We start from the raw sequence: 24452 nt of genomic DNA on the forward strand, positions 1-24452 counted from the left end.
ACAGTCTGGCGCTATGCACGACACGCGAAGGAGGGCAACGGTTGTGCGCATCAGCGCCCCATACGCCCGCGGACCATTCCGACCATCGCGTTGAGCTCCTCGATCCGCATCCGCTTGGCGGCGGCGAGGAAGACGGCGGCGAGTGCGATGCCGCCCGAGACCAGGGCGGCGAGGGAACCGAGGGCTCCGCTGCCCAGCCACTGGGTGACCGCGTAGGCGATGCCGCCGGCCACGGCGGCGGCCGGGACGCAGGCGCCGACGAGGCGGGCGTAGGTGCGCATCACGTGGGCGCCGTCGAGGTCACCGCCGAGCCGCGAGCGCAGTCGGCGCCAGGCGACGCCCACGCCGACGGTGTAGCCGAGGCCGTAGGCGAAGGCCATGCCGACGACCGCCCAGCGGGCGGGGAGGACGAAGAACGCGACTGCGGAGACCGCCGCGTTGACGGCGGCGACGATCACGGTGTTGTAGAAGGGCGTCCGGGTGTCCTCGTAGGCGTAGAAACCGCGCAGGACGACGTACTGGACGGAGTACGGGATCAGTCCGAGGCCGAAGGCCATCAGGACGTAGCCGATGTTCTGAGCGCCTGCGCCGGAGCTGGCGTAGAGCAGGGTGGCCATCGGGACGCCGAGGGCGAGGAACGCGAAGGCGCAGGGCACGATCGCGACGGCCGAGGTGCGCAGCCCGTAGGAGATGTCGTCGCGGACGGCGGCGGCGTCCCCGTCGTGGGCGGAGCGGGAGATGCGGGGCAGCACGGCCGTCATGACGGACACGGTGATGATGGCCTGCGGCATCTGCCACAGCAGCAGCGCGTAGTTGTAGGCGGTGATGCCGGTACCGTCGTGGCCCTGCTTCTCGGCGACGGTACCCGCCCAGGTGGCGAGCTGGGTGACGACGACCAGACCGATCTGGTTGGCGAGGACGAAGAAGAACGTCCACTTCGCCAGGCCGGCGGCCTTGCCGAGGCCGTGGCCCTTCCAGTCGAAGCGCAGGCGCGGCCTGAAGCCGGCGTCGCGCAGGTAGGGCAGCATCGCGAGGGATTGCACGACGAGGCCGAGCAGGGTGCCGATGCCCAGCAGGCGGACGCCCTCGGGGGTGATGGTCGACTCCGCCACTCCGGTGGTGGTGAAGCTGCCGAAAGCCCAGATGAAGGCGCCGAAGGTGGCGATGACGACGATGTTGTTGAGGACCGGGGTCCACATCATCGCGCCGAACCGGCCCCGGGCGTTGAGGATCTGACCGAGGACCACATGGACGCCCATGAAGAACATCGTGGGCAGGCAGTACTGGGCGAAGGCGACCGCGACGTCGAGCCGCTGCGGATCGTCCGCGATCTTCTGCGACATCATCCCGATGAGCAGGGGCGCCGCGAGGACACACAGGGTGGTGACCGCGCCGAGCAGGACGACGACGAGCGTCAGCAACCGGTTGGCGTAGGCCTCTCCGCCGTCGTCGTCGTTCTTCATCGCACGCACGAGCTGCGGGATGAACACGGAGTTGAGGGCACCGCCGCCGACCAGCACGTAGATCATCGTCGGGAGGGTGTTGGCGACCTGGTAGCTGTCGTTGAGGGTGGCGACGCCGATGGCCCCGGCGATCACCAGGGTGCGGGCGAAGCCGGTGATGCGGGAGACGATCGTGCCGGCGGCCATGAGGGCGCTGGACTTGAGCAGGCTGGCGGCGCGCCCGGCGGGCTTGCTCGGTGCCGGGGCGGCGACGGGGGCCTGCTCGGCCGGGGTGCCGGGTGCTGCCTGCTGGTCCCGGTAGAGGTGCGCGAAGGCGTCGGGCTCGGGCTCCTCGGCGGCACTGGTCACGAGGGAGTCCACACCGACGTACTGGGTCGTGGCGGCGTGGTCCCCGTACGGCAGGTGGCGGGACGGGCCGTCGGGCTCGGGCGGCGGGGTCTGGGCCCACACCCGCGGGTCGGGGCCGTTCGAGTGCGCCGCCGGGGCCCCGTAGAGCGGACCGGCCTCCTGGTAGGTGCCGGGCGGCGGCGGCGGGTGGGAGGCGCGGTCATAGAGCACCTCTGCCACCGGGTCCTGAGCCGACAGGTCCTGCGACCGGTACGGGTCGTAGTCGTAGGCATCCTGGACATAAGGGTCGTGGTCCGGCGCGGGCGCAGGCGCGGGAACCTGCCCGGGCACCGGTGTGCCCGGGGCAGTGCCCTGGGAGGGCGCAGGCCCGCCAGTGCCCTGCGCGCGGTCACCGTTGTACGGCGCGTTCATCGAAACCCCACCTCATCGTCCCCAGGCCCGACCGGCCACGGCTCGCTCAACGGTCCACTGTCTCACTCGTGTCGGACCCGCTCGTGCTTTGCGGTCCGGTGTCCGGGGCTTCGTCACTCGGCTGCGTGCTCTCCTCGGCGGCCGCGAGGGCGGCGACACGCTTGCGGCTGGCGTACATCTTGATGCCCGCCAGGACGAGGAGGAGGACGCCGCCGGCGATCACCAGCATGACGGTGGGCGTGATCTCGGTGGCCTCGACGGTGAACTTGCGTTCCTTGCCGTAGGGCACGCCGTCCTTGGTGAACAGCTGCGCCGTGACCTCGACAGGACCGCTCGCCGTGGCGTTGGCGGTGAACTTCAGGGTCTGGCTGTGGTCGGCCTGGACGGTGACTTCCTGTTGCGCCGTGCCGCTGTCGCCGAACATCAGGCGGGTCGGGTTGGCGGACTTCACCCGTAGGACGAGGTCGTGGACGTCCTGGACGAGGCTGTTCTGCACGGTGACCGGGATGGTCGCGCTGTGCCCGGACAGGGTGGCGTCCGACTTCGGGATGACCTTGACCTTCTCGGTGAGGCCGATCAAGTACGCCTGGACCTGGTCCCGGTAGACCTTGGCCTCCTCGGGGCGGCCGCGCCACGTGGCGGACATCTCCCGGTTGGTGGTGTTGCCGAAGGGGATCTCCACACGGTCCGGCGCGGAGAGGATCACCTTGAAGTGGTCGAGGCGGTTCTGGGTGGTGCGGATCTTCTCGAACGCGGACACCGGCAGTTCCCGCTTGCGCAGGGCCTCCGGGTACTGGCCGGCCCCCGGTACCTGGGTGGCCGCGCCCGGGTCGGGCTTCGCCGCCGCCGCGGCCTCCAGGTCGGTGGCCTGCGTCCAGCGGCCTGCCTGGAGCCCCCGCAGGGCGGCGGCCATCGTCTGTACCTGGCTGGAGGACGGCATCCGCTGCGGTGCGACGACGAAGCTGCGCTGCTCACCGGTGTTCTGCAGGTTGAGCGCGAGGCTGTGGGCCAGGAACTGCTGCACGGCGAGCGTGGAGTTCCCGGCGCTGAGCATGTCGCCCTCGAAGGCGGTGGAGAGTTCGGCGTCGGCCACGACGGCCGTGTTGCCCGCGCCGATGGGGCGGGCCGCCGACGGGGTGTAGCCGAGGGAGCCCGTCTCCCTGAGGCTGTCGCTGCGGGTGAGGACGTTGTGGGCGCCGGCCGAGGTGGCGACGTTGACGATCGACGGGTCGATCGCGCCCTCCACCGGCCAGGAGAAACCGGTGGAGGCGGGCACGTGCAGAACCACCTCGACGGCCTGCTTCGCCTTGTCGGTGGCCGGCCGCAGCTGGCCCAGGGTGCCCGACACGTCCTTGCCCTGGTGGGCGAGGGAGGCGATGTCGGGGTCGGCGAAGGGCAGGGCCACGACCTTCTTGCCCTGTACGGCGGCTTCCAGGGAGCTGAGCCACTGTTCGGCCACGGCCTTGTTCTTGCCCTGGACGGTCCGGCCGTCGGGGGTGCGGACCCGGTAGCCCTTGGTCATCGCGTCGACCGTGTAGAGCAGGTCGGGATCGATGACCCAGGTGATGGGCAGCTCCTTGCCGAGCGTGACCATCTGCTCCAGCCGGCCACCGGGCTTCAGCTCGTCGGCGAGGTTGTCGTCGAGGAAGACGGGGGTCTGCGTCTCGTCCGAGCCGGTCTCGGCGGTCAGGTGCGTGGTGGAGATCAGCGGCCACACGTAGGCGAGGTGAGAGCGCTTGGACGCGGCCTCCGGCTGCCACGGCAGGAAGGTCCGCTCCATGCCGAGGACCTGCTCGTACGGGCGGCTCGCGGTCTCCCCGGACAGGGAGACGCCGAGCTGGTAGACGCCGTCCTTGTCCAGCTGCAGCTTGTTCACCGGGACCTTGATGGTGAACGCCTGGCCCGCCTTCGCGGGCAGTGAGTCGATCTTCACGGAGTATGCGGAGTCGATCTCGCCGGGGTCCGTGCCGGGCCGGAAGCCAGTGCGCTCCGCGACCTCGTCGATGGCGGCCCGGTCCCCCAGCGCCGACCCGACCCGCAGCCCCACGTGCGCGGCACTGATCGTCTCGCGGCCGTTGTTGACCACCGTGCCCGAGATCGTCAGCGTGTCGCCCTTGACCGGAGCCGTGGGGGTCAGTGTGTCCAATTGAACATCGACGGGGGCCTCGGCTGCCTGCGCCGAGGGGGCCGGGGCATAGACCAGGGCGGCGAGCACCGGCGTCCCGGCGAGCAGGACGACCGCGCGCCGCAGCCAGCGCCGCCGGGCAGGGGCGGGTACTGCCCCCTGGTTGTCTGCCGCCTCGGCCACGCGCCCGCCCGTCCTCGAAGTGTCAGTGGTCGTCGTTTGTGCGTCCACGCATGGTAACGAGACCCGCCGGGCACGAGTGCCGCGCCTTGCCCCACATGATCGGGTCCGCTCCGCCGCCGCCGTGGGCGGGGGTGGCCACAAACGGGGGAGCCCTCGCCGGGCCGGGCACGTACCCTTTTCTGTTGTGCCGAACGCCAATGAAGACAACCCCAGTGCCCTGAGTCAGGTGCAGCGCCGCGCGGTGAGTGAACTGCTGCGGGTCGCGCCTGTCGCCGACGACCTCGGCCGCCGCTTCCAGGAGGCGGGATTCCGCCTTGCCCTGGTCGGCGGGTCCGTCCGCGACGCGCTGCTCGGGCGGCTCGGCAACGACCTCGACTTCACCACCGACGCACGCCCCGAGGACGTCCTGAAGATCGTCCGGCCGTGGGCCGACTCGGTGTGGGACGTGGGGATCGCCTTCGGAACCGTCGGCGTGCAGAAGCTGGGCTTCCAGATCGAGGTGACCACCTACCGATCGGAGTCCTACGACCGGACCTCGCGCAAGCCCGAGGTCTCCTACGGCGACTCGATCGACGAGGACCTGGTCCGCCGCGACTTCACGGTGAACGCGATGGCCGTCGCGCTGCCCGAGAAGGAGTTCGTGGACCCGTACAGCGGCTTGGAGGACCTCCAGGCGGGCATCCTGCGCACCCCCGGCACGCCGGAGGACTCGTTCTCCGACGATCCGCTGCGCATGCTGCGCGCGGCGCGGTTCGCCGCGCAGCTGGACTTCGAGGTGGCTCCCGAGGTCGTGGCCGCCATGAAGGCGATGGCCGACCGGATCGAGATCGTGTCCGCGGAGCGGGTGCAGGGCGAGCTGAACAAGCTGGTGCTGTCGGGCAACCCCCGCAAGGGCCTCGGCCTGCTCGTGGACACCGGGCTGGCCGACCACGTGCTCCCCGAGCTGCCGGCGCTGCGGCTGGAGAGCGACGAACATCACCGGCACAAGGACGTCTACGACCACTCGCTGATCGTGCTGGAGCAGGCGATCGCTCTGGAGGAGGACGGCCCGGACCTGGTGCTGCGGCTGGCCGCCCTGCTCCACGACATCGGCAAGCCCCGTACCCGCCGGTTCGAGAGCGACGGCCGGGTCTCCTTCCACCACCACGAGGTGGTGGGCGCGAAGATGACCAAGAAGCGCATGACCGCGCTGAAGTACTCCAACGACATGATCAAGGACGTGTCGCGCCTGGTGGAACTGCACCTGCGCTTCCACGGCTACGGGGACGGCGAGTGGACGGACTCCGCAGTGCGGCGCTACGTCCGTGACGCCGGTCCGCTGCTGGAGCGCCTGCACAAGCTGACCCGCTCGGACTGCACCACCCGCAACAAGCGCAAGGCCAGCGCGCTCTCCCGGACCTATGACGGTCTGGAGGAGCGCATCGCGCAGCTCAAGGAGCAGGAGCAGCTGGACGCGATCCGGCCCGACCTGGACGGCAACGAGATCCAGCAGGTGCTGGGGGTCGGCCCCGGTCCGGCGATCGGCAGGGCCTACGCGTTCCTGCTGGACCTGCGGCTGGAGAACGGCCCGATGGGGCATGACGCGGCGGTCGCGGCCCTGCGGGAGTGGTGGGACGCGCAGGCCTGACGCGAGGCCGTGGCGTGGTCGGGGTCGATGTTTCACGTGAAACATCGACCCCGTTTCATGCCGCCGGTAGGTGGTGCTCCCGTCCGTTACCGCTTCAGGAACGCCGCGGTCGCCGCGTAGAGCACGGCCACGCTCATGAGTAGAACGACGGACTGCCCGTCGGGGGGGAGCATGAGGGAGGCGACCGCGGCGGCGCCGACGAACGCGACGTTGAAGAGCACGTCGTAGACGGAGAAGACACGGCCGCGGAAGTCGTCGTCCACCCGGGACTGCACGACGGTGTCGGTGGAGATCTTGGCGCCCTGTGTGGCGAGGGCCAGGAAGAAGGCGGCGGCCAGCATCGGTCCGGGTGCGAAGAACAGGCCGAGTGCGGGGACCAGGACCGCGGCGGCGGCGGAGCAGACCGTGATCCAGCCACGGGTGCCCAGGCGGCCCACGAACCAGGGTGTGACGACGGCGGCGGCGAGGAACCCGGCGCCGGAGACGCCGACCGCGAGGCCCAGCAGGGCGAGGCCTTCGGCCTCGTTGTCCGACCAGGAGTAGCGGCACAGCATGAGCAGCATGACCGTCAGGGCCCCGTAGCAGAACCGCATCATGGTCATCGCGGCGAGCGCCTCGGCGGCATCCCGCCGGGCGGACAGGTGCCGCAGGCCCTCCACCATGCCCCGGACGGTGAGGGCGACCCCCTCGGCGAGGGACGGGTAAGGCCGGCCAGGCGGGTGCTCGGGCCCGAGGAGCCCGATGGCCAGGCGGAGGGAGACCAGGGCCGCGGACAGGTAGAGCGCGGCGCCCAGCAGAACGACGAGGGCATCAGAGTCGGAGGCCAGCAGCCGTACGAGGAAGGCCAGTCCCCCGCCGGCGGTCGCCGCGATGGTCCCGGCGGTGGGCGAGAGGGCGTTCGCGGTGACCAGCTGGTCCGGGCCGACGACCCGGGGCAGAGACGCGGCGAGCCCGGCCAGTACGAAGCGGTTGACGGCGGTCACGGACAGGGCCGAGGCGTAGAACAGCCAGGTGGGGACGCCCACGACGATCAGCACGCCGGTGATGCAGGCGAGGAAGGCCCGCAGCAGGTTGCCGTAGAGGAAGACCTGGCGGCGCCGCCAGCGGTCCAGGAGCACGCCGACGAAGGGACCGATCGCGGAGTAGGGCAGGAGCAGGACGGCCATGGCCGAGGCGATGGCCGCGGGCGAGGCATGCTTCTCCGGGGAGAAGACCACGTAGGCGGCGAGCGCGACCTGGTAGACGCCGTCCGCGGCCTGGGAGAGCAGCCGTACGGCGAGCAGGTTGCGGAAATCCCTCAAGCGCAGGAGTACGCGCAGATCACGTACGACAGGCATGAGGGCAAGGGTCACATACGCGGAGGCTCCCCGGGGCGCATTGCCCGGGGAGCCTCCGCGGAAGATCAGCCGAAGTTCAGGTGTCCTGAGAGGACCCTTGGCGATCGACTAGCGCTCGACCTCGCCCTTGATGAACTTCTCGACGTTGACCAGGGCCTCGTCGTCGAAGTACTGCACCGGCGGGGACTTCATGAAGTAGCTGGACGCCGACAGGATCGGGCCGCCGATACCGCGGTCCTTGGCGATCTTCGCGGCGCGCAGGGCGTCGATGATGACACCGGCGGAGTTCGGGGAGTCCCACACCTCAAGCTTGTACTCGAGGTTCAGCGGGACATCGCCGAAGGCGCGGCCCTCAAGGCGGACGTAGGCCCACTTGCGGTCGTCGAGCCACTGGACGTAGTCGGACGGGCCGATGTGGACGTTCTTCTCGCCGAGCTCACGGTCGGGGATCTGCGAGGTGACGGCCTGCGTCTTGGAGATCTTCTTCGACTCGAGGCGGTCGCGCTCGAGCATGTTCTTGAAGTCCATGTTGCCGCCGACGTTGAGCTGCATGGTGCGCTCAAGACGGACACCGCGGTCCTCGAACAGCTTCGCCATCACGCGGTGCGTGATGGTGGCGCCGACCTGCGACTTGATGTCGTCGCCGACGATCGGGACGCCGGCCTCGGTGAACTTGTCCGCCCACTCCTTGGTGCCGGCGATGAACACCGGGAGGGCGTTGACGAACGCGACCTTGGCGTCGATGGCGCACTGGGCGTAGAACTTCGCCGCGTCCTCGGAGCCGACGGGCAGGTAGCAGATCAGGACGTCGACCTGGCGGTCCTTGAGGATCTGGACCACGTCGACCGGAGTCTCGGCGGACTCCTCGATCGTCATGCGGTAGTACTTGCCCAGGCCGTCCAGGGTGTGGCCGCGCTGCACGGTCACACCTGCGTTCGGGACGTCGCAGATCTTGATGGTGTTGTTCTCGCTGGCGCCGATGGCGTCCGAAAGGTCGAGGCCGACCTTCTTCGCGTCGACGTCGAACGCGGCGACGAACTCGATGTCACGCACGTGGTAGTCGCCGAACTGGACGTGCATCAGACCGGGGACCTTGGCCGCCGGGTCGGCGTCCTTGTAGTACTCGACGCCCTGCACCAGCGAGGCGGCGCAGTTGCCCACGCCGACGATGGCTACGCGAACCGAACCCATTCCGGTTGCTCCCTGTTTGTTCTCGGACGAGGCCTGCGAGATGCAGGCCTCACTTTGCAGTTTCGTCGGGCGGACCGGGTCGTCTCTTGTCCCGTCCCGCCCGCTCGCTCTCGATCAGCTCGTTCAGCCAGCGGACTTCGCGTTCCACGGATTCCATTCCGTGACGCTGCAGTTCAAGCGTGTAGTCATCGAGGCGCTCCCGCGTGCGGGCGAGGGACGCCCGCATCTTCTCGAGGCGCTCTTCCAGCCGGCTGCGGCGGCCCTCCAGCACCCGCATGCGCACTTCACGTTCGGTCTGGCCGAAGAAGGCGAAGCGGGCGGCGAAGGACTCGTCTTCCCAGGCGTCCGGTCCGGTGTGGGAAAGGAGCTCCTCGAAGTGCTCCTTACCTGCCGCCGTCAACCGATAGACGATCTTGGCGCGGCGCCCTGCGAGTGAAGCGGCGAGAGCGTCTTCCGGGGCGTTCCCCGGTTCCTCGATCAACCAGCCGTTGGCGACCAGCGTCTTGAGGCAGGGATAGAGCGTCCCGTAGCTGAAGGCCCTGAATACTCCCAGCGAGGTGTTGAGCCGTTTGCGCAGCTCGTAGCCGTGCATGGGGGATTCGCGAAGCAGGCCGAGGACGGCGAATTCGAGGATGCCTGAGCGTCTGCTCATCAGCCTGCCTCTCCTCCGCCCCTGAGTCATTATGTCGAGCTGATGTATCGACTCGATACATCCAGACGATAGAACGAGCCGCCCTCGGCGACAAGGGGCGACATGGTGACCGGCATCACATCACCAATTCGTACGGGGCAAGTTGCCTGATTTGGGGTGACCTTCGGCACTGGTTGGCTTTTGAGCGTGCGTAGTCTGTGGAGCGATGACACCGGGGGGACCGGAACTCACCTGCCGCTTCCAGGCCACTCGCCTGCCCGAGGAGTAGTCGTTCGATGAGCGAGCACCGCCGCAAACCGCCCCAGCCCCAGCCCCAGGGTGGCGGACGCGCCGCGGCCCGCCGGGCCGCCCAGCGTCCCGGCCGGGGCGCCCCCGGCGCCGGACGCGACGTACCCACCGCGTCCGCGAGCGTCCCTTACCCCGAGCAGCCCGGCCATGTCAGCCGGGCCGACGCCCGCAGATCCGCCCAGCGCGGATCCGGAGGGCGCGGCCGCGGCGCCGGCAAGGCGGGCAAGGGCGCGGGACGCCCGGACAAGCGGCTCGTCAACTACCCACGGTCCGACAAGGACGGGTGGCAGCGTTTCGTACCGTCCTGGAAGCTCGTCAGCGGCACGACCCTGGGCGTCTTCGCGGTCATCACGGCCGGGGCCGGTATCGGCATCGCCATGGTGAACACACCGAACCCGAACCTGGCGGCCAAGGCGCAGAACAACGTCTTCTTCTGGGAGGACGGCACCCAGATGGTCGCGACCGGCGGTTCGATGAACCGGCAGATCGTCCCCATCTCCAAGATCCCCCGGTCGATGCAGGACGCCGTGATCTCGGCGGAGAACGAGTCCTTCGAGACGGACAAGGGCGTCGACCCCATGGGCATCGCCCGCGCCGTGTGGAACATGGCCAAGGGCGGCTCGACCCAGGGCGGCTCGACGATCACCCAGCAGTACGTGAAGAACACCTACCTGGACTCCGACCAGACGCTCAAGCGCAAGGTCACGGAGCTCTTCATCGCGATAAAACTGGGTGTGAGCGAGGAGAAGGACGAGGTCCTCGCGGGGTACCTCAACACCGCCTACTACGGTCGGGACGCCTACGGCATCCAGGCGGCGGCGCGGGCCTACTTCGGCAAGGACTGCGAGGACCTCACGGCGTCGGAGAGCGCCTTCCTGGCCTCCGTGCTCAAGGGCCCCAACCTCTACAACCCGGATGGCGGCATCGGCACCGCCGCCACTCCCCAGGCCAACACCGAGCGCGCCATGAAGCGCTGGGCCTGGGTACTGGACCGCGAGGTCGAGGTCGGCCGGCTGCAGAAATCCGACCGGGACCAGATCAAGGAATTCCCCAAGCTGGTCGACTCCGAACTGGCCCGCGGCATGTCCGGCCAGACCGGCTACCTGGTCGAGACGGCCAAGCAGTACGTGATGAAGACCAAGGACATCACCGCCGAGAAGATGGCCCTGGGCGGCTACCAGATCCACACCACCTTCCAGAAGCCGAAGGTGGACGCCCTGGTCAAGGCCGTCGAGGAGACCCGCGACGACTTCCTCGACGAGAAGAAGCGGCCCGAATACGACACCTTCGTCCAGTTCGGCGCCGCCTCCGTGGACGTGAAGACCGGGGCGATCCGGGCCCTGTACGGCGGCCCGGGCTGGGACAAGAAGCACTTCACCAACAACGCCAACACCATCGGTGTCCCGGTCGGCTCGACCTGGAAGCCGTACGTGCTGGCCGCGGCGATGCAGTACGGCACCAAGAACTCGAACGGCGAGGGCCTGGCGGTCGACAGCAAGTACCCGGCCAACGACCTCACCGTGATCAACAACCGTGACGGCAAGCCGCTGCGCGACAGCTCCGGCGAGCCGTTCAAGCAGAAGAACGAGAGCACGACCCGCTACGGCTACGTGACCTTGAACGAGGCGATGGAGAAGTCCATCAACGTGCCGTTCGCCCAGCTCGTCTTCGACGTCGGCCACAGCAAGGTGCGCGAGGTGGCCAAGTCCACGGGCATCCTCACCGAGTCGATGAACCCGAACAACGACGCGTCCTTCGCGCTCGGAACCTCCACCCCCAGCGCCATCCGGATGGCCGACTCGTACGCGACCTTCGCCGCCTCCGGCACGCACCACGAGCCGTACTCCGTGACCAAGGTCGAGAAGGACGGCAAGGAGCTCACCGGCTTCGAGGCCCCCAAGGCCGAGCGCGCCATGGACAACTCCATCGCGGACAACGTCACCAAGGTGCTGGAGAACGTCGTCGAGAACGGCACCGGCACCAAGGTCAGGAAGCTGGGCTTCACCCGGCCCGCCGCGGGCAAGACCGGTACCACCGACCAGAACAAGTCGGCCTGGTTCGTCGGCTACACCCCGGAGCTGTCCACCGCGGTCACCCTGTTCCGTACCGACCCGACCTCGGCGGACAAGAAGCTGCTGTCCATGAACCACGTGGGCGGTGTCGACTCCATCCACGGTGGTGACATCCCGGCCGTGATCTGGACCGAGTACATGCGCGACGCGCTCAAGGGAGCCCCGGTCAAGGACTTCCCGGAGCCCGACGAGATCGGCGTCACCGCGGACGCCTCCGGTGCCCCTTCACCCAGCCCGTCGGTCATCCCCTCGCCCTCGACGTCCGTGTCGCCGCCCCCGGCGAGCTCCCCGCCCCCGGTCACCCCGACTCCGTCCCAGGGCAAGCCCTCGTGCAAGCCGTGGAAGCTGTACTGCGACCCGACGACCACCGGCGGCACCACGACCGGTACGGACAGCGGCGGCGTCAACGGGGGCATCCCCGACGGCGGGACCTCCGGGTCGCCGTCACCGACCACCACCGCCAAGCCGGGCCGTCCGGGCGGAATCACCGGCTGGGGCGGCACCACCACGGGCACCACCGCCGACACCACGGGCTGACCCGGCCCGCCCCGCCACCGACGAGGGCCGTCGCACCGCGTGCGACGGCCCTCCCTCATGTCCGGCCCCGTACGGCAGGATGTCCGCATGACGAAGGTGCACGAGGAACGGCCCGTACTGCCCACCCAGCAGGACGAGGTCGCCGCGGCGGGCAGCGCATTCATCGGCGGCCCGCTCGGCCGCCATGCCCGGCTGGGCGGCCACTGGCTGGGACCCGTCCGCGTCGTCATCCTCGTTGCCCTCGGCATGTTCGCGCTCGGCATGGTGCAGAAGCTGCCCTGCTACGACTGGGCGTGGTTCCAGGGAGCCGGCTCGCAGTACACCCACGCCTGCTACTCGGATATTCCGCACCTGTACTCCGCCCGCGGCTTCGCCGACGGCCTCATCCCCTACTGGGACCGGTTCCCCGCCGACGACCCGAAGTACGGCGACATGCAGTACGTCGAGTACCCCGTCCTCACGGGGGCCTTCATGCAGGTCGCCTCCTGGCTCACCCCCAGCGGCGGTTCCCTCCAGCACCGCGAGCAGATGTACTGGATGGTCAACGCGGGCATGCTCATGGTCTGCGCCGCGGTCATCGCCTACTGCACCGCCCGCACCCACCGCCGCCGGCCGTGGGACGCCCTGCTCTTCGCCCTCGCGCCCGCCTTCGCCCTCAACGCGACGATCAACTGGGATCTGCTCGCCATCGCCCTGACCGCCGCCGCGATGCTCATGTGGTCCCGCGGCCGCACGGTGCTCTTCGGCGTCCTCATCGGCCTGGCCACCGCCGCCAAGCTCTACCCCGTCCTGCTGCTCGGCGTGCTGTTCGTGCTCTGCTGGAGGGCGGGGAAGTGGCGCGCCTTCGGCGCCGCCGTCCTCAGCGCGGCCGGGTCCTGGCTCCTGGTCAACGGACCCGTCATGTACTTCGCCTGGGACGGCTGGAAGCGGTTCTACGTCTTCAGCCAGGAACGGCCGATCGACTTCGGCTCGGTGTGGCTGCTGATCTCCCAGCGCTCCGGCAACCCCCTCGACGGCGCCAACACCTACGCCACGATCCTGACGCTGCTGCTGTGCGCGGCCATCGGTCTGCTCACGCTGACGGCGCCCCGGCGGCCCCGCTTCGCGCAGCTGGCCTTCCTCGTCGTCGCCGCCTTCATCCTGGCCAACAAGGTCTACTCGCCGCAGTACGTGCTGTGGCTCATCCCGCTCGCGGCGCTGGCCCGGCCGCGCTGGCGCGACTTCCTGATCTGGCAGGCGGGCGAGGTCCTGTACTTCCTCGGGATCTGGTTCTACCTCGCGTACACGACCAGCGGGGACAAGCACCAGGGCCTGCCCGTCGAGGGCTACCAGCTGGCGATCGCCGCGCACCTGCTCGCGACGCTCTACCTGTGCGCCGTCGTCATCCGCGACATCCTGCTGCCCGAGCGGGACGTGGTGCGCCAGGACGGTTCGGACGACCCGTCCGGCGGCGTCCTGGACGGGGCCGAGGACGTGTTCACGCTGGCGCCCACGGCGAAGGCGCCGCATTACGCGGCGCCTTCGGAGGGTCAGCGGGTCGAGTGGGGCGCGGCGCTCAAGGACTGACCGGCCCCCTCACCGACTCCGGCGGATCAGGCGTCGAGCACCCGGTCGAACTGCGTGGTCGTGTGCCTCAGGTACGCGACCAGCTCGTCGCCGACCTTCGGCTCGGTCGCGTCCGAGGGCACGAACAGGATCGACACCTGCATGTGCGGCGGCTCCGCGAACCAGCGCTGCTTGCCCGCCCATACGAACGGGGACAGGTTCCGGTTCACGGTGGCCAGACCGGCCCGGGCCACACCCTTGGCGCGCGGCATCACGCCGTGCAGTGCCTTGGGAGCCTCCAGGCCCACACCGTGCGAGGTGCCGCCCGCGACCACGACGAGCCAGCCGTCGGACGCGGCCTTCTGCTGGCGGTAGCCGAACCGGTCGCCCTTCGAAACGCGCGTGACGTCGAGGATCCCGCCGCGGTACTGGGTCGCGTCGTGGTCGCCCAGCCACAGCCGGGTGCCGATCCGGGCCCGGAAGCGGGTCTGCGGGAACTGCTGCTGGAGCCGGATCAGCTCCTGGGACTTCAGGTGGCTGACGAACATCGTGTGCAGCGGCAGCCGGGCCGCGCGCAGCCGGTCCATCCACCCGATGACCTCCTCGACGGCGTCCGAGCCGTCCGGGCGGTCGAGCGGCAGGTGCAGGGCGAAGCCCTCCAGGCGGACGTCCTCGATCGCCGCGTGCAGCTGCCCCAGCTCCTGCTCGGAGATGCCGTGACGGCGCATCGAGCTCATGCACTCGATGACCACCCTGGCGCCGACCAGACCGCGGACCCCGTCCACCGACGCCACCGAGCGGATGACCCGGTCCGGCAGCGGTACCGGGTCCTCGCCCCGCCGGAACGGGGTGAGGACGAGGAGGTCGCCGCCGAACCTGTCCTTGATGCTGGCGGCCTCGTACGTGGTCCCGACGGCCAGGATGTCGGCGCCCATCCGGGTCGCCTCCTCGCACAGCCGGTCGTGGCCGAAGCCGTAGCCGTTGCCCTTGCAGACGGGGACCAGCCCGGGGAACTGGTCCTGGATCTGCTTCTGGTGCGCACGCCAGCGCGCGGTGTCGACGTAGAGCGTGAGCGCCATGCCCGTCCGGAGCCTCTCTGGAAAACCGCCTGTGCAGCGGTGCGGTGTGTGGGTGGGGCGGCTGTGGTTCAGCGCCGCGACATGTAGATGTCGAGAGCCTTGTGCAGCACCTTGTTCAGCGGGAAGTCCCACTCGCCGACGTACTCGACGGCTTCGCCGCCCGTACCGACCTTGAACTGGATGAGGCCGAACAGGTGGTCGTTCTCGTCCAGGGTGTCACTGATGCCGCGCAGGTCGTAGACGCTCGCGCCGAGCGCGTACGAGTCGCGCAGCATGCGCCACTGCATCGCGTTCGAGGGCCGCACCTCGCGCTTGTGGTTGGCCGACGCGCCGTACGAGTACCAGACGTGCTGGCCGACGGTGAGCATCGTGGCGGCGGCCAGCGGCTCCCCCTCGTGCGTGGCGATGTACAGCCGCATCCGGTTGGGGTCCTCGGAGTTGAGGGCCGTCCACTGGCGCTGGAAGTAGCTGAGTGGGCGCGGGCGGAACTTGTCGCGCTCGGCCGTGATCTCGTACAGGTGCTGCCAGGTCGGCAGGTCCTCGTAGCCGCCCTGGACGACCTCGACGCCGGCCTTCTCGGCCTTCTTGATGTTGCGGCGCCACAGCTGGTTGAAGCCCTTGAGGACATCGTCCAGCGAGCGGTTGGCGAGCGGCACCTGGAACACGTAGCGGGGCTGGACGTCGCCGAATCCGGCGCCGCCGTCATCGCCCTGCTGCCAGCCCATCCGGCGGAGCTTGTCGGACACCTCGAACGCGCGCGGCTCGATGACCGAAGCCTCCACGTCACGCAGGCGCTTGACGTTGGGGTCCTGGATGCCCGCCTTGATCGCGGCCGAGTTCCAGCGGCGGATGACGACGGGCGGGCCCATCTTCACCGTGAAGGCGCCCTGGTGCTTGAGGTGCGCCAGCATCGGCTGGAGCCACTCCTCCAGATTCGGGGCGTACCAGTTGATGACGGGGCCCTCGGGCAGGTACGCGAGGTAGCGCTTCACCTTGGGCAGCTGGCGGTACAACACGAGGGCGGCGCCGACGAGTTCTTCCGACTCGTTGAACCATCCGAGGTTCTCGGAGCGCCACTCGTTCTTCACGTCGGCCCACGCCGGAACCTGGCAGTGGCTAGCCGAGGGCAGACTCTGGAGGAAATCCAGATGCTGCTCTCGGCTGATGGTCCTCAGGGACAGGCTCATGCGGGGCGTCTCCTCCGGCGGCTTCGCTGGCTATGGCGCGAAGCCTACTGCGACAAGGGCGCCACCCATCTGGGGGACGGGCCGTGCCCGGGCCGGTGGGAGGCCGGCGCCCTGTCGCGGAGGTACGCCGGTCAGCCCAGCCAGCCGCCGAAGAGGCCGCCGTAGAACATGCCGAGGTAGAAGCCCACGGCTGCGGCGCCAAGCCCGACGATCAGTGCGAAGCGCTCGCGTGTCGTCTCGGAGATGAACTGTCCGTACGCGCCGGTCAGGATTCCGACCAGCCCGGTCCACGAGCTCAGCAGGTGCAGATTCTCGAAGAAGCCCGTGACGAACGCCACGGCGCCGAGGATCAGGGTGGCCGCCACCAGGATGTCCTGCAGCGGGTGGGGCTTGCCGTCGGTCGAAAGGAGCGAGATGGGCTGGCGTTGCATGGCCTGTGCCATCGGAAGGCACCTCCTGGCTGAAGCAGAGCGGTGCGCCGGGCCGCCTCCGAAGGGGCCGGGGGCATAGCACCGAGCACACCCGTTGAGTACAGATTGTGGCCCCCTGCTGCCGGATTTCAACCGGAAGGAGTCGAGCAGGTAGTCTGTACGGTCTGCGCGGTGTCTGTTCTCAGTCGCCGTGCCACGCATCACGACCCTCCTGCCACGGAACGACCGTGGCCGCTGAGTCCAAAGGAGGTGGGTTCCACATGCGTCACTACGAAGTGATGGTCATCCTCGACCCCGATCTCGAGGAGCGCGCTGTCTCCCCGCTGATCGAGAACTTCCTTTCTGTCGTCCGTGAGGGCAACGGAAAGGTCGAGAAGGTCGACACCTGGGGCCGTCGTCGTCTCGCTTACGAGATCAAGAAGAAGCCCGAGGGCATCTACTCGGTCATCGACCTTCAGGCCGAGCCTGCGGTCGTCAAGGAGCTTGACCGACAGATGAACCTGAACGAGTCGGTTCTCCGGACCAAGGTCCTTCGCCCCGAGACCCACTGAACTTCGGTTCAGCGGTAATCGGGATCGAGTAGCACAGCAGCCCAGAGCAAATCCCCGCCGAGAGGTTCATCCATGGCAGGCGAGACCGTCATCACGGTCGTCGGCAATCTCGTCGACGACCCCGAGCTGCGCTTCACCCCCTCGGGTGCGGCGGTCGCGAAGTTCCGTGTCGCGTCCACTCCCCGCATCTTCGACAAGCAGACCAATGAGTGGAAGGACGGCGAAGGCCTGTTCCTGACCTGCTCGGTCTGGCGTCAGGCGGCGGAGAACGTCGCCGAGTCCCTTCAGCGGGGCATGCGCGTCATCGTGCAGGGCCGGCTGAAGCAGCGGTCGTACGAGGACCGTGAGGGTGTCAAGCGCACGGTCTACGAGCTGGACGTCGAGGAAGTCGGCCCCAGCCTGAAGAACGCCACGGCCAAGGTCGCCAAGACCACCGGTCGCGGCGGTCAGGGTGGCTACGGCGGCGGCGGTCAGCAGCAGGGTGGCGGCGGCGGCTGGGGCGGAGCCCCCAGCGGTGGCGCTCCCCAGGGCGGCGGAGCTCCCTCCGACGACCCGTGGGCGTCCGGCGCGCCGGCCGGTGGCCAGCAGCAGGGCGGCGGCGGGGGAGGCTGGGGCGGAAGCTCCGGTGGCTCCGGCGGTGGCTACTCGGACGAGCCGCCCTTCTAGGGCAGCTCGCATCCCCACTTCTTGATCACACAGGAGAGACACAATGGCGAAGCCGCCTGTGCGCAAGCCTAAGAAGAAGGTCTGCGCGTTCTGCAAGGACAAGACCGCGTACGTGGACTACAAGGACACGAACATGCTGCGGAAGTTCATTTCCGACCGCGGCAAGATCCGTGCCCGCCGCGTTACCGGCAACTGCACGCAGCACCAGCGTGACGTCGCCACGGCTGTGAAGAACAGCCGTGAGATGGCGCTGCTGCCCTACACGTCCACCGCGCGATAAGGAAAGGGTGACCGACTAATGAAGATCATCCTGACCCACGAGGTCACTGGCCTCGGCACCGCCGGCGATGTCGTCGACGTCAAGGACGGTTACGCTCGCAACTACCTGGTCCCGCGTGGTTTCGCGATCCGCTGGACCAAGGGTGGCGAGAAGGACGTGGCGCAGATCCGCCGCGCCCGCAAGATCCACGAGATCGCGACCATCGAGCAGGCCAACGAGGTCAAGGCCAAGCTCGAGGGTGTCAAGGTCCGTCTGGCCACCCGCGCGGGTGACGCCGGTCGTCTCTTCGGCTCCGTGACGCCGTCCGACATCGCTTCGGCGATCGAGGCGTCCGGTGGCCCGAAGGTCGACAAGCGCCGCGTCGAGCTGGGCTCCCCGATCAAGACCCTCGGTTCGTATCAGGTCTCCGTGCGTCTGCACGCCGAGGTCGCCGCGAACGTGGGCATCGAGGTCGTCGCCGCCTAAGGGCTGCGCGTGAAGGGCCGCACCCCGAGGGGTGCGGCCCTTCGTCGTTTCCGGATGTTTCACGTGAAACACGCCGGACGTTTCACGTGAAACACGCCGGACGTTTCACGTGAAACACGAGCGGGCCCCCGTCGTGTTTCACGAGTGCCTCAGCGGGTGGCCCCCGCGATGAGCCAGCGGCCCGAGCGGGAGCGCAGCTGGAGCGTGGCCATTCTGACCAGCATCATCAGCGTCATGGCCCACCAGAGTGTGGTCAGGCCGCCGCCCACGGTCGGGACGAGCAGCGCCGCCGGAGTGAACACGGCGAGGGTGAGCAGCATCGCCCAGGCGAGGTAGCGGCCGTCGCCGGCGCCCATCAGGACCCCGTCGAGGACGAAGACGACGCCGCAGACGGGCTGGGAGATCGCCACGACCAGCAGGGCGGGCAGCAGGGCGTCCTCGACCACCGGATCGCTGGTGAACAGCGGGATGAACACCGGGCGGGCCAGCACGACCAGGAAGCCGAGCACGATGCCCGCGACGATCCCCCACTGCACCATGCGCCGGCAGACGGCCCGGGCGCCGTCGGTGTCCCCCGCTCCCAGGTAGCGGCCGATGATGGCCTGTCCCGCGATGGCGATCGCGTCCAGGGCGAAGGCCAGCAGGCTCCACAGGGAGAGCAGGATCTGGTGGGCGGCGATATCGGCATCGCCCAGCCGGGCGGCGACGGCGGTGGCGATGATGAGTACGGCGCGCAGGGACAACGTCCGGACCAGGAGCGGTACGCCGGCCTGGGCGCAGGCCCGGATCCCCGCCGCGTCCGGGCGCAGCGAGGCACCGTGCCGGCGCGCGCCCCGGACGACCACGAGGAGGTAGACGGCGGCCATGGCGCACTGGGCGAGGACGGTGCCCCAGGCGGAGCCGGCGATGCCGAGGCCCGCGCCGTAGACCAGGGCGACGTTCAGGGCGCCGTTGAGGGTGAAGCCGCCGACGGCGACGTAGAGCGGGGTCCGGGTGTCCTGGAGGCCGCGGATGACACCCGTGGCGGCGAGCACCATGAGCATGGCCGGGATCCCGAGGGAGGAGATCCTCAGGTAGGTGATCGCGTGCGGGGCGACCGTGTCGGAGGCCCCGAAGAGGGAGATCAGCCAAGGCGCGGCAGGCATGACGACGGCGATGACGGCCACGCCGAGGAGGAGGGCGAGCCAGACGCCGTCCATGCCCTGCCGGATGGCCGCCTGGAGGTCGCCCGCGCCGACGCGGCGGGCGACGGCCGCGGTGGTGGCGTAGGCGAGGAAGACGAAGACGCTCACGGCGGTGGTGAGCAGGGCGGCGGCGATGCCGAGGCCGGCGAGCTGCGGGGTGCCGAGATGTCCCACGATGGCGCTGTCGGCCATCACGAAGAGGGGTTCGGCGACGAGGGCGCCGAAGGCGGGGACGGCGAGTGCGAAGATCTCGCGGTCGTGCCGTCTCGGGGCAGCCTTCGGTGCTGCGGGGGCCTGTGTCATGCGCTCAATCTAATCTTCCACAGGTAATAGATACAAGGGTCTTTTGGTCCTTACCGTCGCGTTGACTCGGGCGTTCGTCACACCCCGTTGGAGGCGATCTCGAAACGGTGCCCAAGAATTTTCTTCCCCACAGCCGGTGGAGGAAGAAACCGCAGGTCAGATCCGTGCAGAGGTGGGGCAGGTGATTTTGTCCACAGCCCCGTCCCCCGGTCCGTGCACAGCTTCGAGGGAGTTACCCACAGCATTGGCGCCGTCATCCACATCTCATCCACACAGCCTGTGGATAACAAGATTGGCTGACGTCGCATACGGCCCTACCGTTGGGCGTTGCCCGACGTGCCGAGAGCCGATTCGGGTGCCCCAAATGTCAGAGCCGTGTCGTAGAAAGAGTGGCACGGCGAGGTCCGCGTTGCGGACGGGAGGAGGCGGCCCGGTGAGTATGCCCGAGCCCATGGACGACCCCTGGGCCGACAGCGGTCCGGGTGACCGTCTGCCCGCCCGTCCGCGCCGTAACAGTGAAGGCCGGGGCCGCGGGGACGACCAGCAGGACCGGGGCCGCGAGGGAGGCTCCTGGGACGGTGGGGGCGGCGGCTTCGAACGCGTCCCGCCGCAGGACCTGGACGCCGAGCAGTCCGTGCTCGGCGGCATGCTGCTGTCGAAGGACGCGATCGCCGACGTCGTCGAGGTCCTCAAGGGCCACGACTTCTACCGTCCCTCGCACGAGACGATCTACCAGGCCATCCTCGACCTGTACGCCAAGGGCGAGCCGGCCGACCCGATCACGGTCGGCGCCGAGCTGACCCGGCGCGGCGAGATCAGCAAGGTCGGCGGGGCTTCGTACCTGCACACCCTGGTCCAGTCGGTGCCCACGGCGGCGAACGCCGAGTACTACGCGGAGATCGTCCACGAGCGCGCGGTGCTGCGCCGGCTGGTCGCGGCCGGCACGAAGATCACGCAGATGGGATACGCGGCGGACGGCGACGTCGACGAGATCGTCAACAGCGCCCAGGCCGAGATCTACGCCGTCACAGAGCAGCGGACCTCCGAGGACTACCTGCCGCTCGGCGACATCATGGAAGGCGCCCTCGACGAGATCGAGGCGATCGGCTCGCGCAGCGGCCAGATGTCGGGAGTTCCGACCGGGTTCACCGACCTCGACTCGCTCACCAACGGCCTGCACCCGGGCCAGATGATCGTCATCGCGGCCCGCCCCGCCATGGGTAAGTCCACCCTCGCGCTGGACTTCGCACGGGCCTGCTCCATCAAGAGCAACCTGCCGAGCGTCATCTTCTCCCTCGAAATGGGCCGCAACGAGATCGCGATGCGCCTGTTGTCGGCGGAGGCCCGGGTGGCGCTGCACCACATGCGCTCCGGCACGATGACGGACGACGACTGGACCCGGCTGGCCCGCCGGATGCCGGACGTCTCCGCGGCCCCGCTGTACATCGACGACTCGCCCAACCTGTCGATGATGGAGATCCGGGCGAAGTGCCGCCGGCTCAAGCAGCGAAACGATCTCTCGCTCGTCGTCATCGACTACCTCCAGCTCATGCAGTCGGGCGGCTCGCGCCGTCCCGAGAGCCGCCAGCAGGAGGTCTCGGACATGTCGCGAAACCTCAAGCTGCTGGCGAAGGAGCTGGAGGTCCCGGTGATCGCGCTGTCCCAGCTGAACCGTGGTCCCGAGCAGCGCACCGACAAGAAGCCGATGGTCTCCGACCTGCGTGAATCCGGATCGATCGAGCAGGACGCCGACATGGTGATCCTGCTGCACCGTGAGGACGCCTACGAGAAGGAGTCGCCCCGCGCGGGCGAGGCGGACCTGATCGTGGCGAAGCACCGTAACGGCCCCACGGCGACGATCACGGTGGCCTTCCAGGGCCATTATTCGCGGTTCGTGGACATGGCCAACACGTAGCATCCGATCATGGATGCCGTAACTGAAGATCTGGATCTGCTCCCCGCGACCCGGCGTGCGCTGAGGCACCGGATCGCCGTCGCGCAGAGCGAAGGACGCGCTCCTTCGGTGGTCGCGGCCATCGTGCGCGGCGCCGAGGTGGTCTGGGAGGGCTCGCGGACCTGCGTCGACGGGCACGGGCCCGACGGGAACGTTCAGTACCGAATCGGGTCGATCAGCAAGACCTTCACCGCTGTGCTGGTGATGCGGCTGCGGGACGAGGGCCTGCTGGCGCTCGGGGATCCGCTGGAGAAATACGTGCCCGGGACCGGCGCCGGCGAGGCGACCATCGCCCAGCTGCTGGCGCACACCGCCGGGTTGGCGGCGGAGACGCCGGGCGAGTGGTGGGAGCGGTCCCCGGCGTCACTGCGGCCGGAGCTCTCGGACGTGCTGGGGGACAGGCCGCTCCGGCACGAGCCCGGGCGACGCCACCACTACTCCAATCCCGGGTACACGCTTCTGGGTTCGCTCATCGAAGCCCTGCGCGGGAGGCCGTGGGGTGAGGTGCTGCGGGCCGAGGTGCTGGAGCCGCTGGGGCTCGAACGCACGAGCCTGCTGCCGCAGGCGCCGCACGCGGGCGGGTGGGCCGTGCATCCGTGGGCGGACGTGATGATGCCGGAGCCGCTGGAGGACCTGGGACTGATGGCCCCGGCAGGTCAGCTGTGGTCCACGACGAGGGACTTGGCGCGCTTCGCGGTGTTCCTCGCGCGCGGCGACGAACGGGTGCTGAGTGCGGAGTCGGTACGGGAGATGCGAACGCCGGCGGCTCCGCCGGAGCCTGGCTTCGCCGACCTCGGCTACGGGCTCGGCATGCAGCTGATGGACAGCGGCGGGCGCAGGCTCGTGGGACACAGCGGCTCGCTGCCGGGGTTCGTCGCGGGAATCTGGTTCAGCGAGGCGGACGATGTGGCGGCGGTGGTGCTGGCGAACTGTACGTCGGGACTGCCCGCCACGACGCTGGCCGCCGACCTGGTGAGGATCGTCGCGGAGGCGGAGCCGCGGTTCCCGGAACCGTGGCGGCCGTTCCGGGAGGCGGATCCCGTGGCGCTGGAGCTGTGCGGCCCCTGGTACTGGGGTACGTCGGCGTACGTGCTGCGGCTCACGGCGGACGGGCTGCTGGAGCTCGGCCCGATGGGCGCGACGGGTCGAGCGGCCCGCTTCCGCGCGGAGGCGGACGGCAGTTGGACGGGCCTGTCCGGCTACTACGCGGGCGAGACACTGCGCGCCGTGCGGCGGGCGGACGGTTCGGTGAGCCATCTCGACCTGGGCTCGTTCATGTTCACGCGTGAGCCGTACGACGCGAAGGCGCCCCTGCCCGGCGGCGTGGACCCGCAGGGCTGGCGGGGCATCGGTTAGCCGGCCCCGCCCGTTCAGGCGCCGAGTTCGCGTTCCAGCGGGGTACGGAAGCGCGGGGTGATGCGGGCGCCACCCACCCACTGGGCGAGGCGGGCGGCCTCGGCGGCGATCGCCTGCCCGGCGTCGCGGCCGGGGTCTCCCAGCAGGCGCCAGACGATCTCGCCGTCGGGGCGCTGTGCCCAGCCGCCGACGATTTCGCCGTTCCACCACACGGTCGGGCCGATGTTGCCGGCGTAGTCGAAGAGGCCTGGCTTGTACGCGGGGTCGAGGTGGAAGCCGCGATCGGCCCAGCCCATGGCGCTCGGATCGAGGCCGGGCAGGAGAGCGGCCCAGGGCCCGGGGGCGGCTTCGGGTGCGGTGTCCCCGGGGCTCACGAGCGCGGTGCTGCCGTCGTCGAGGAGTACCTGGTCGGGGCCGACCGCGGCGAGGGCCTTGCGTACGTCGGTGAGGGTCCAACCGGTCCACCACTTGAGGTCGGCCTCGGTGGCGGGGCCGTAGGCGTACAGCCAGCGGCGGGCGATCTCGGCGCGGGCTTCCGCGGCCGGCAGGGCGGGCCAGGGTTCGGTATGGACCCAGCGGAACTGGCTGGAGGTCCACGATCCGCGGGGCCGCTCGCGGCGGATCCGGCCGTCGGCGGCCAAGAGGCGGATGACGCGGGTGGCGACGCCCGTCTCCGTCTCGTACTTCTTGCCGCGGCCCACGGTGATCTTCTGGCGCAGCGCGGGTACGGCGGCGGAGATCTGGCTCCCGGTGGAGGCGCCATGGGCGTCGAGGGCCTTGAGCGCGGCGGCTTCCGCCTGGGCGAGCCAGTCGGCGTCGAGGCCCTGGCCGTCCTCGGCGAGGTGTTTGAGGAGGGTGCGACGTTCCTTGGTGGCGATGCCCCGGGCGGTGGACGCGTCCACGTAGGGGGCGAGTTCGGTGGAGACGGCGAAGAGCGTGTTGCGCATGCTGAGCAGCCGGACGAGGCTGACGTCCTCGTACAGGGCCCGCTCGATGGTGGCAGGGCTGCTCTCGGTGAGGCGGGCGCGTACGGAGAGGAAGACGGTCGCGGCGTCCGTGGCGTGCAGGCCGACGACGGCGTCCGCCGCCTGGGCCGCGGTGGTGGCACGGGCCGAAGGAGCCAGGCGGTGTCGGCGCCCGAGCCGGTGGCGGCGTTCGGCGGCGGTGATGAGGGGGAGGCTGGGGCTCATCCTCCTGATCGTAGGCCGGGCTGCCGA

The 24452-nt window shown here is 69.5% G+C and carries 19 protein-coding genes; 9 read left to right on the forward strand and 10 right to left on the reverse strand.

Annotated features, from left to right (window positions below; translation table 11 throughout):
- Window positions 1-50 precede the first annotated feature (50 nt).
- Together murJ and MTF65_RS15295 are read right to left on the reverse strand one after the other, a co-directional pair.
- Window positions 51-2222, reverse strand: coding sequence for a murein biosynthesis integral membrane protein MurJ (gene murJ, locus MTF65_RS15290; RefSeq protein ID WP_243629237.1), 2172 nt, complete (start codon window positions 2220-2222; stop codon window positions 51-53).
- A gap of 46 nt (window positions 2223-2268) precedes the next feature.
- Entirely contained in the window at window positions 2269-4530 is a 2262-nt protein-coding gene (locus MTF65_RS15295; protein WP_243629238.1) for a DUF6049 family protein, read from the reverse strand.
- Window positions 4531-4714: 184 nt separating this feature from the next.
- Here MTF65_RS15295 and MTF65_RS15300 point away from each other — a divergent pair, with 184 nt between their 5' ends.
- Window positions 4715-6157: a CCA tRNA nucleotidyltransferase gene (locus MTF65_RS15300; protein ID WP_243629239.1), complete on the forward strand. Its 1443-nt coding sequence runs from the start codon at window positions 4715-4717 to the stop codon at window positions 6155-6157.
- 86 nt (window positions 6158-6243) lie between these two features.
- Here MTF65_RS15300 and MTF65_RS15305 read toward each other — a convergent pair whose 3' ends face one another.
- From MTF65_RS15305 to MTF65_RS15315, 3 genes are all read right to left on the reverse strand, one after another.
- On the reverse strand, window positions 6244-7494 hold the full coding sequence (locus tag MTF65_RS15305) for an MFS transporter (RefSeq protein WP_243629240.1): 1251 nt from the start codon (window positions 7492-7494) through the stop codon (window positions 6244-6246).
- Window positions 7495-7602: 108 nt separating this feature from the next.
- Window positions 7603-8685, reverse strand: a complete 1083-nt coding sequence (locus MTF65_RS15310) for an inositol-3-phosphate synthase (protein WP_243629241.1) — start codon at window positions 8683-8685, stop codon at window positions 7603-7605.
- A gap of 49 nt (window positions 8686-8734) precedes the next feature.
- Entirely contained in the window at window positions 8735-9337 is a 603-nt protein-coding gene (locus MTF65_RS15315) for a PadR family transcriptional regulator (RefSeq protein ID WP_243629242.1), read from the reverse strand.
- Window positions 9338-9612: 275 nt separating this feature from the next.
- On the opposite strand from MTF65_RS15315, the gene MTF65_RS30260 reads away from it, so the two are divergent.
- Both MTF65_RS30260 and MTF65_RS15325 read left to right on the forward strand, forming a co-directional pair.
- Window positions 9613-12234, forward strand: a complete 2622-nt coding sequence (locus MTF65_RS30260; RefSeq protein ID WP_279399094.1) for a transglycosylase domain-containing protein — start codon at window positions 9613-9615, stop codon at window positions 12232-12234.
- 87 nt (window positions 12235-12321) lie between these two features.
- A complete protein-coding gene (locus tag MTF65_RS15325; protein ID WP_243629243.1) occupies window positions 12322-13800 on the forward strand; it encodes a glycosyltransferase family 87 protein in 1479 nt (492 codons plus the stop codon).
- Window positions 13801-13826: 26 nt separating this feature from the next.
- Here MTF65_RS15325 and MTF65_RS15330 read toward each other — a convergent pair whose 3' ends face one another.
- The 3 genes from MTF65_RS15330 to MTF65_RS15340 form a co-directional block, all read right to left on the reverse strand.
- Window positions 13827-14858, reverse strand: a complete 1032-nt coding sequence (locus tag MTF65_RS15330) for an alanine racemase (protein WP_243629244.1) — start codon at window positions 14856-14858, stop codon at window positions 13827-13829.
- A 68-nt stretch (window positions 14859-14926) separates the two neighbouring features.
- Window positions 14927-16045 carry a peptidoglycan bridge formation glycyltransferase FemA/FemB family protein gene (locus tag MTF65_RS15335; RefSeq protein ID WP_243629245.1) on the reverse strand — a complete coding sequence of 373 codons (1119 nt, stop codon included), beginning with the start codon at window positions 16043-16045 and terminating at the stop codon, window positions 14927-14929.
- Window positions 16046-16176: 131 nt separating this feature from the next.
- Complete coding sequence (locus tag MTF65_RS15340; RefSeq protein WP_243629246.1) at window positions 16177-16488, reverse strand: hypothetical protein; 312 nt, start codon at window positions 16486-16488, stop codon at window positions 16177-16179.
- 248 nt (window positions 16489-16736) lie between these two features.
- On the opposite strand from MTF65_RS15340, the gene rpsF reads away from it, so the two are divergent.
- The 4 genes from rpsF (at window position 16737) to rplI (ending at window position 18438) form a co-directional block, all read left to right on the forward strand.
- Window positions 16737-17027, forward strand: a complete 291-nt coding sequence (gene rpsF, locus MTF65_RS15345; protein WP_004950685.1) for a 30S ribosomal protein S6 — start codon at window positions 16737-16739, stop codon at window positions 17025-17027.
- Between the two features lie 72 nt (window positions 17028-17099).
- Window positions 17100-17693, forward strand: coding sequence for a single-stranded DNA-binding protein (locus MTF65_RS15350; protein WP_243629247.1), 594 nt, complete (start codon window positions 17100-17102; stop codon window positions 17691-17693).
- A 43-nt stretch (window positions 17694-17736) separates the two neighbouring features.
- Window positions 17737-17973 carry a 30S ribosomal protein S18 gene (gene rpsR, locus MTF65_RS15355; RefSeq protein ID WP_005315025.1) on the forward strand — a complete coding sequence of 79 codons (237 nt, stop codon included), beginning with the start codon at window positions 17737-17739 and terminating at the stop codon, window positions 17971-17973.
- 18 nt (window positions 17974-17991) lie between these two features.
- Complete coding sequence (gene rplI / locus MTF65_RS15360) at window positions 17992-18438, forward strand: 50S ribosomal protein L9 (RefSeq protein WP_243629248.1); 447 nt, start codon at window positions 17992-17994, stop codon at window positions 18436-18438.
- 149 nt (window positions 18439-18587) lie between these two features.
- Here the strand turns inward: rplI and MTF65_RS15365 are convergent, their stop codons facing one another.
- Window positions 18588-19925, reverse strand: coding sequence for an MATE family efflux transporter (locus MTF65_RS15365; RefSeq protein WP_243629249.1), 1338 nt, complete (start codon window positions 19923-19925; stop codon window positions 18588-18590).
- A gap of 451 nt (window positions 19926-20376) precedes the next feature.
- Here MTF65_RS15365 and dnaB point away from each other — a divergent pair, with 451 nt between their 5' ends.
- On the forward strand, window positions 20377-21840 hold the full coding sequence (gene dnaB, locus MTF65_RS15370) for a replicative DNA helicase (protein WP_243629416.1): 1464 nt from the start codon (window positions 20377-20379) through the stop codon (window positions 21838-21840).
- A gap of 9 nt (window positions 21841-21849) precedes the next feature.
- Complete coding sequence (locus MTF65_RS15375) at window positions 21850-23235, forward strand: serine hydrolase (protein ID WP_243629250.1); 1386 nt, start codon at window positions 21850-21852, stop codon at window positions 23233-23235.
- A 14-nt stretch (window positions 23236-23249) separates the two neighbouring features.
- Here the strand turns inward: MTF65_RS15375 and MTF65_RS15380 are convergent, their stop codons facing one another.
- On the reverse strand, window positions 23250-24425 hold the full coding sequence (locus MTF65_RS15380; protein WP_243629251.1) for a winged helix DNA-binding domain-containing protein: 1176 nt from the start codon (window positions 24423-24425) through the stop codon (window positions 23250-23252).
- Window positions 24426-24452 lie beyond the last annotated feature (27 nt).

The sequence above is a fragment of the Streptomyces sp. APSN-46.1 genome (genome assembly GCF_022815725.1).
In the GTDB taxonomy this organism is placed as follows: Bacteria; Actinomycetota; Actinomycetes; order Streptomycetales; family Streptomycetaceae; genus Streptomyces.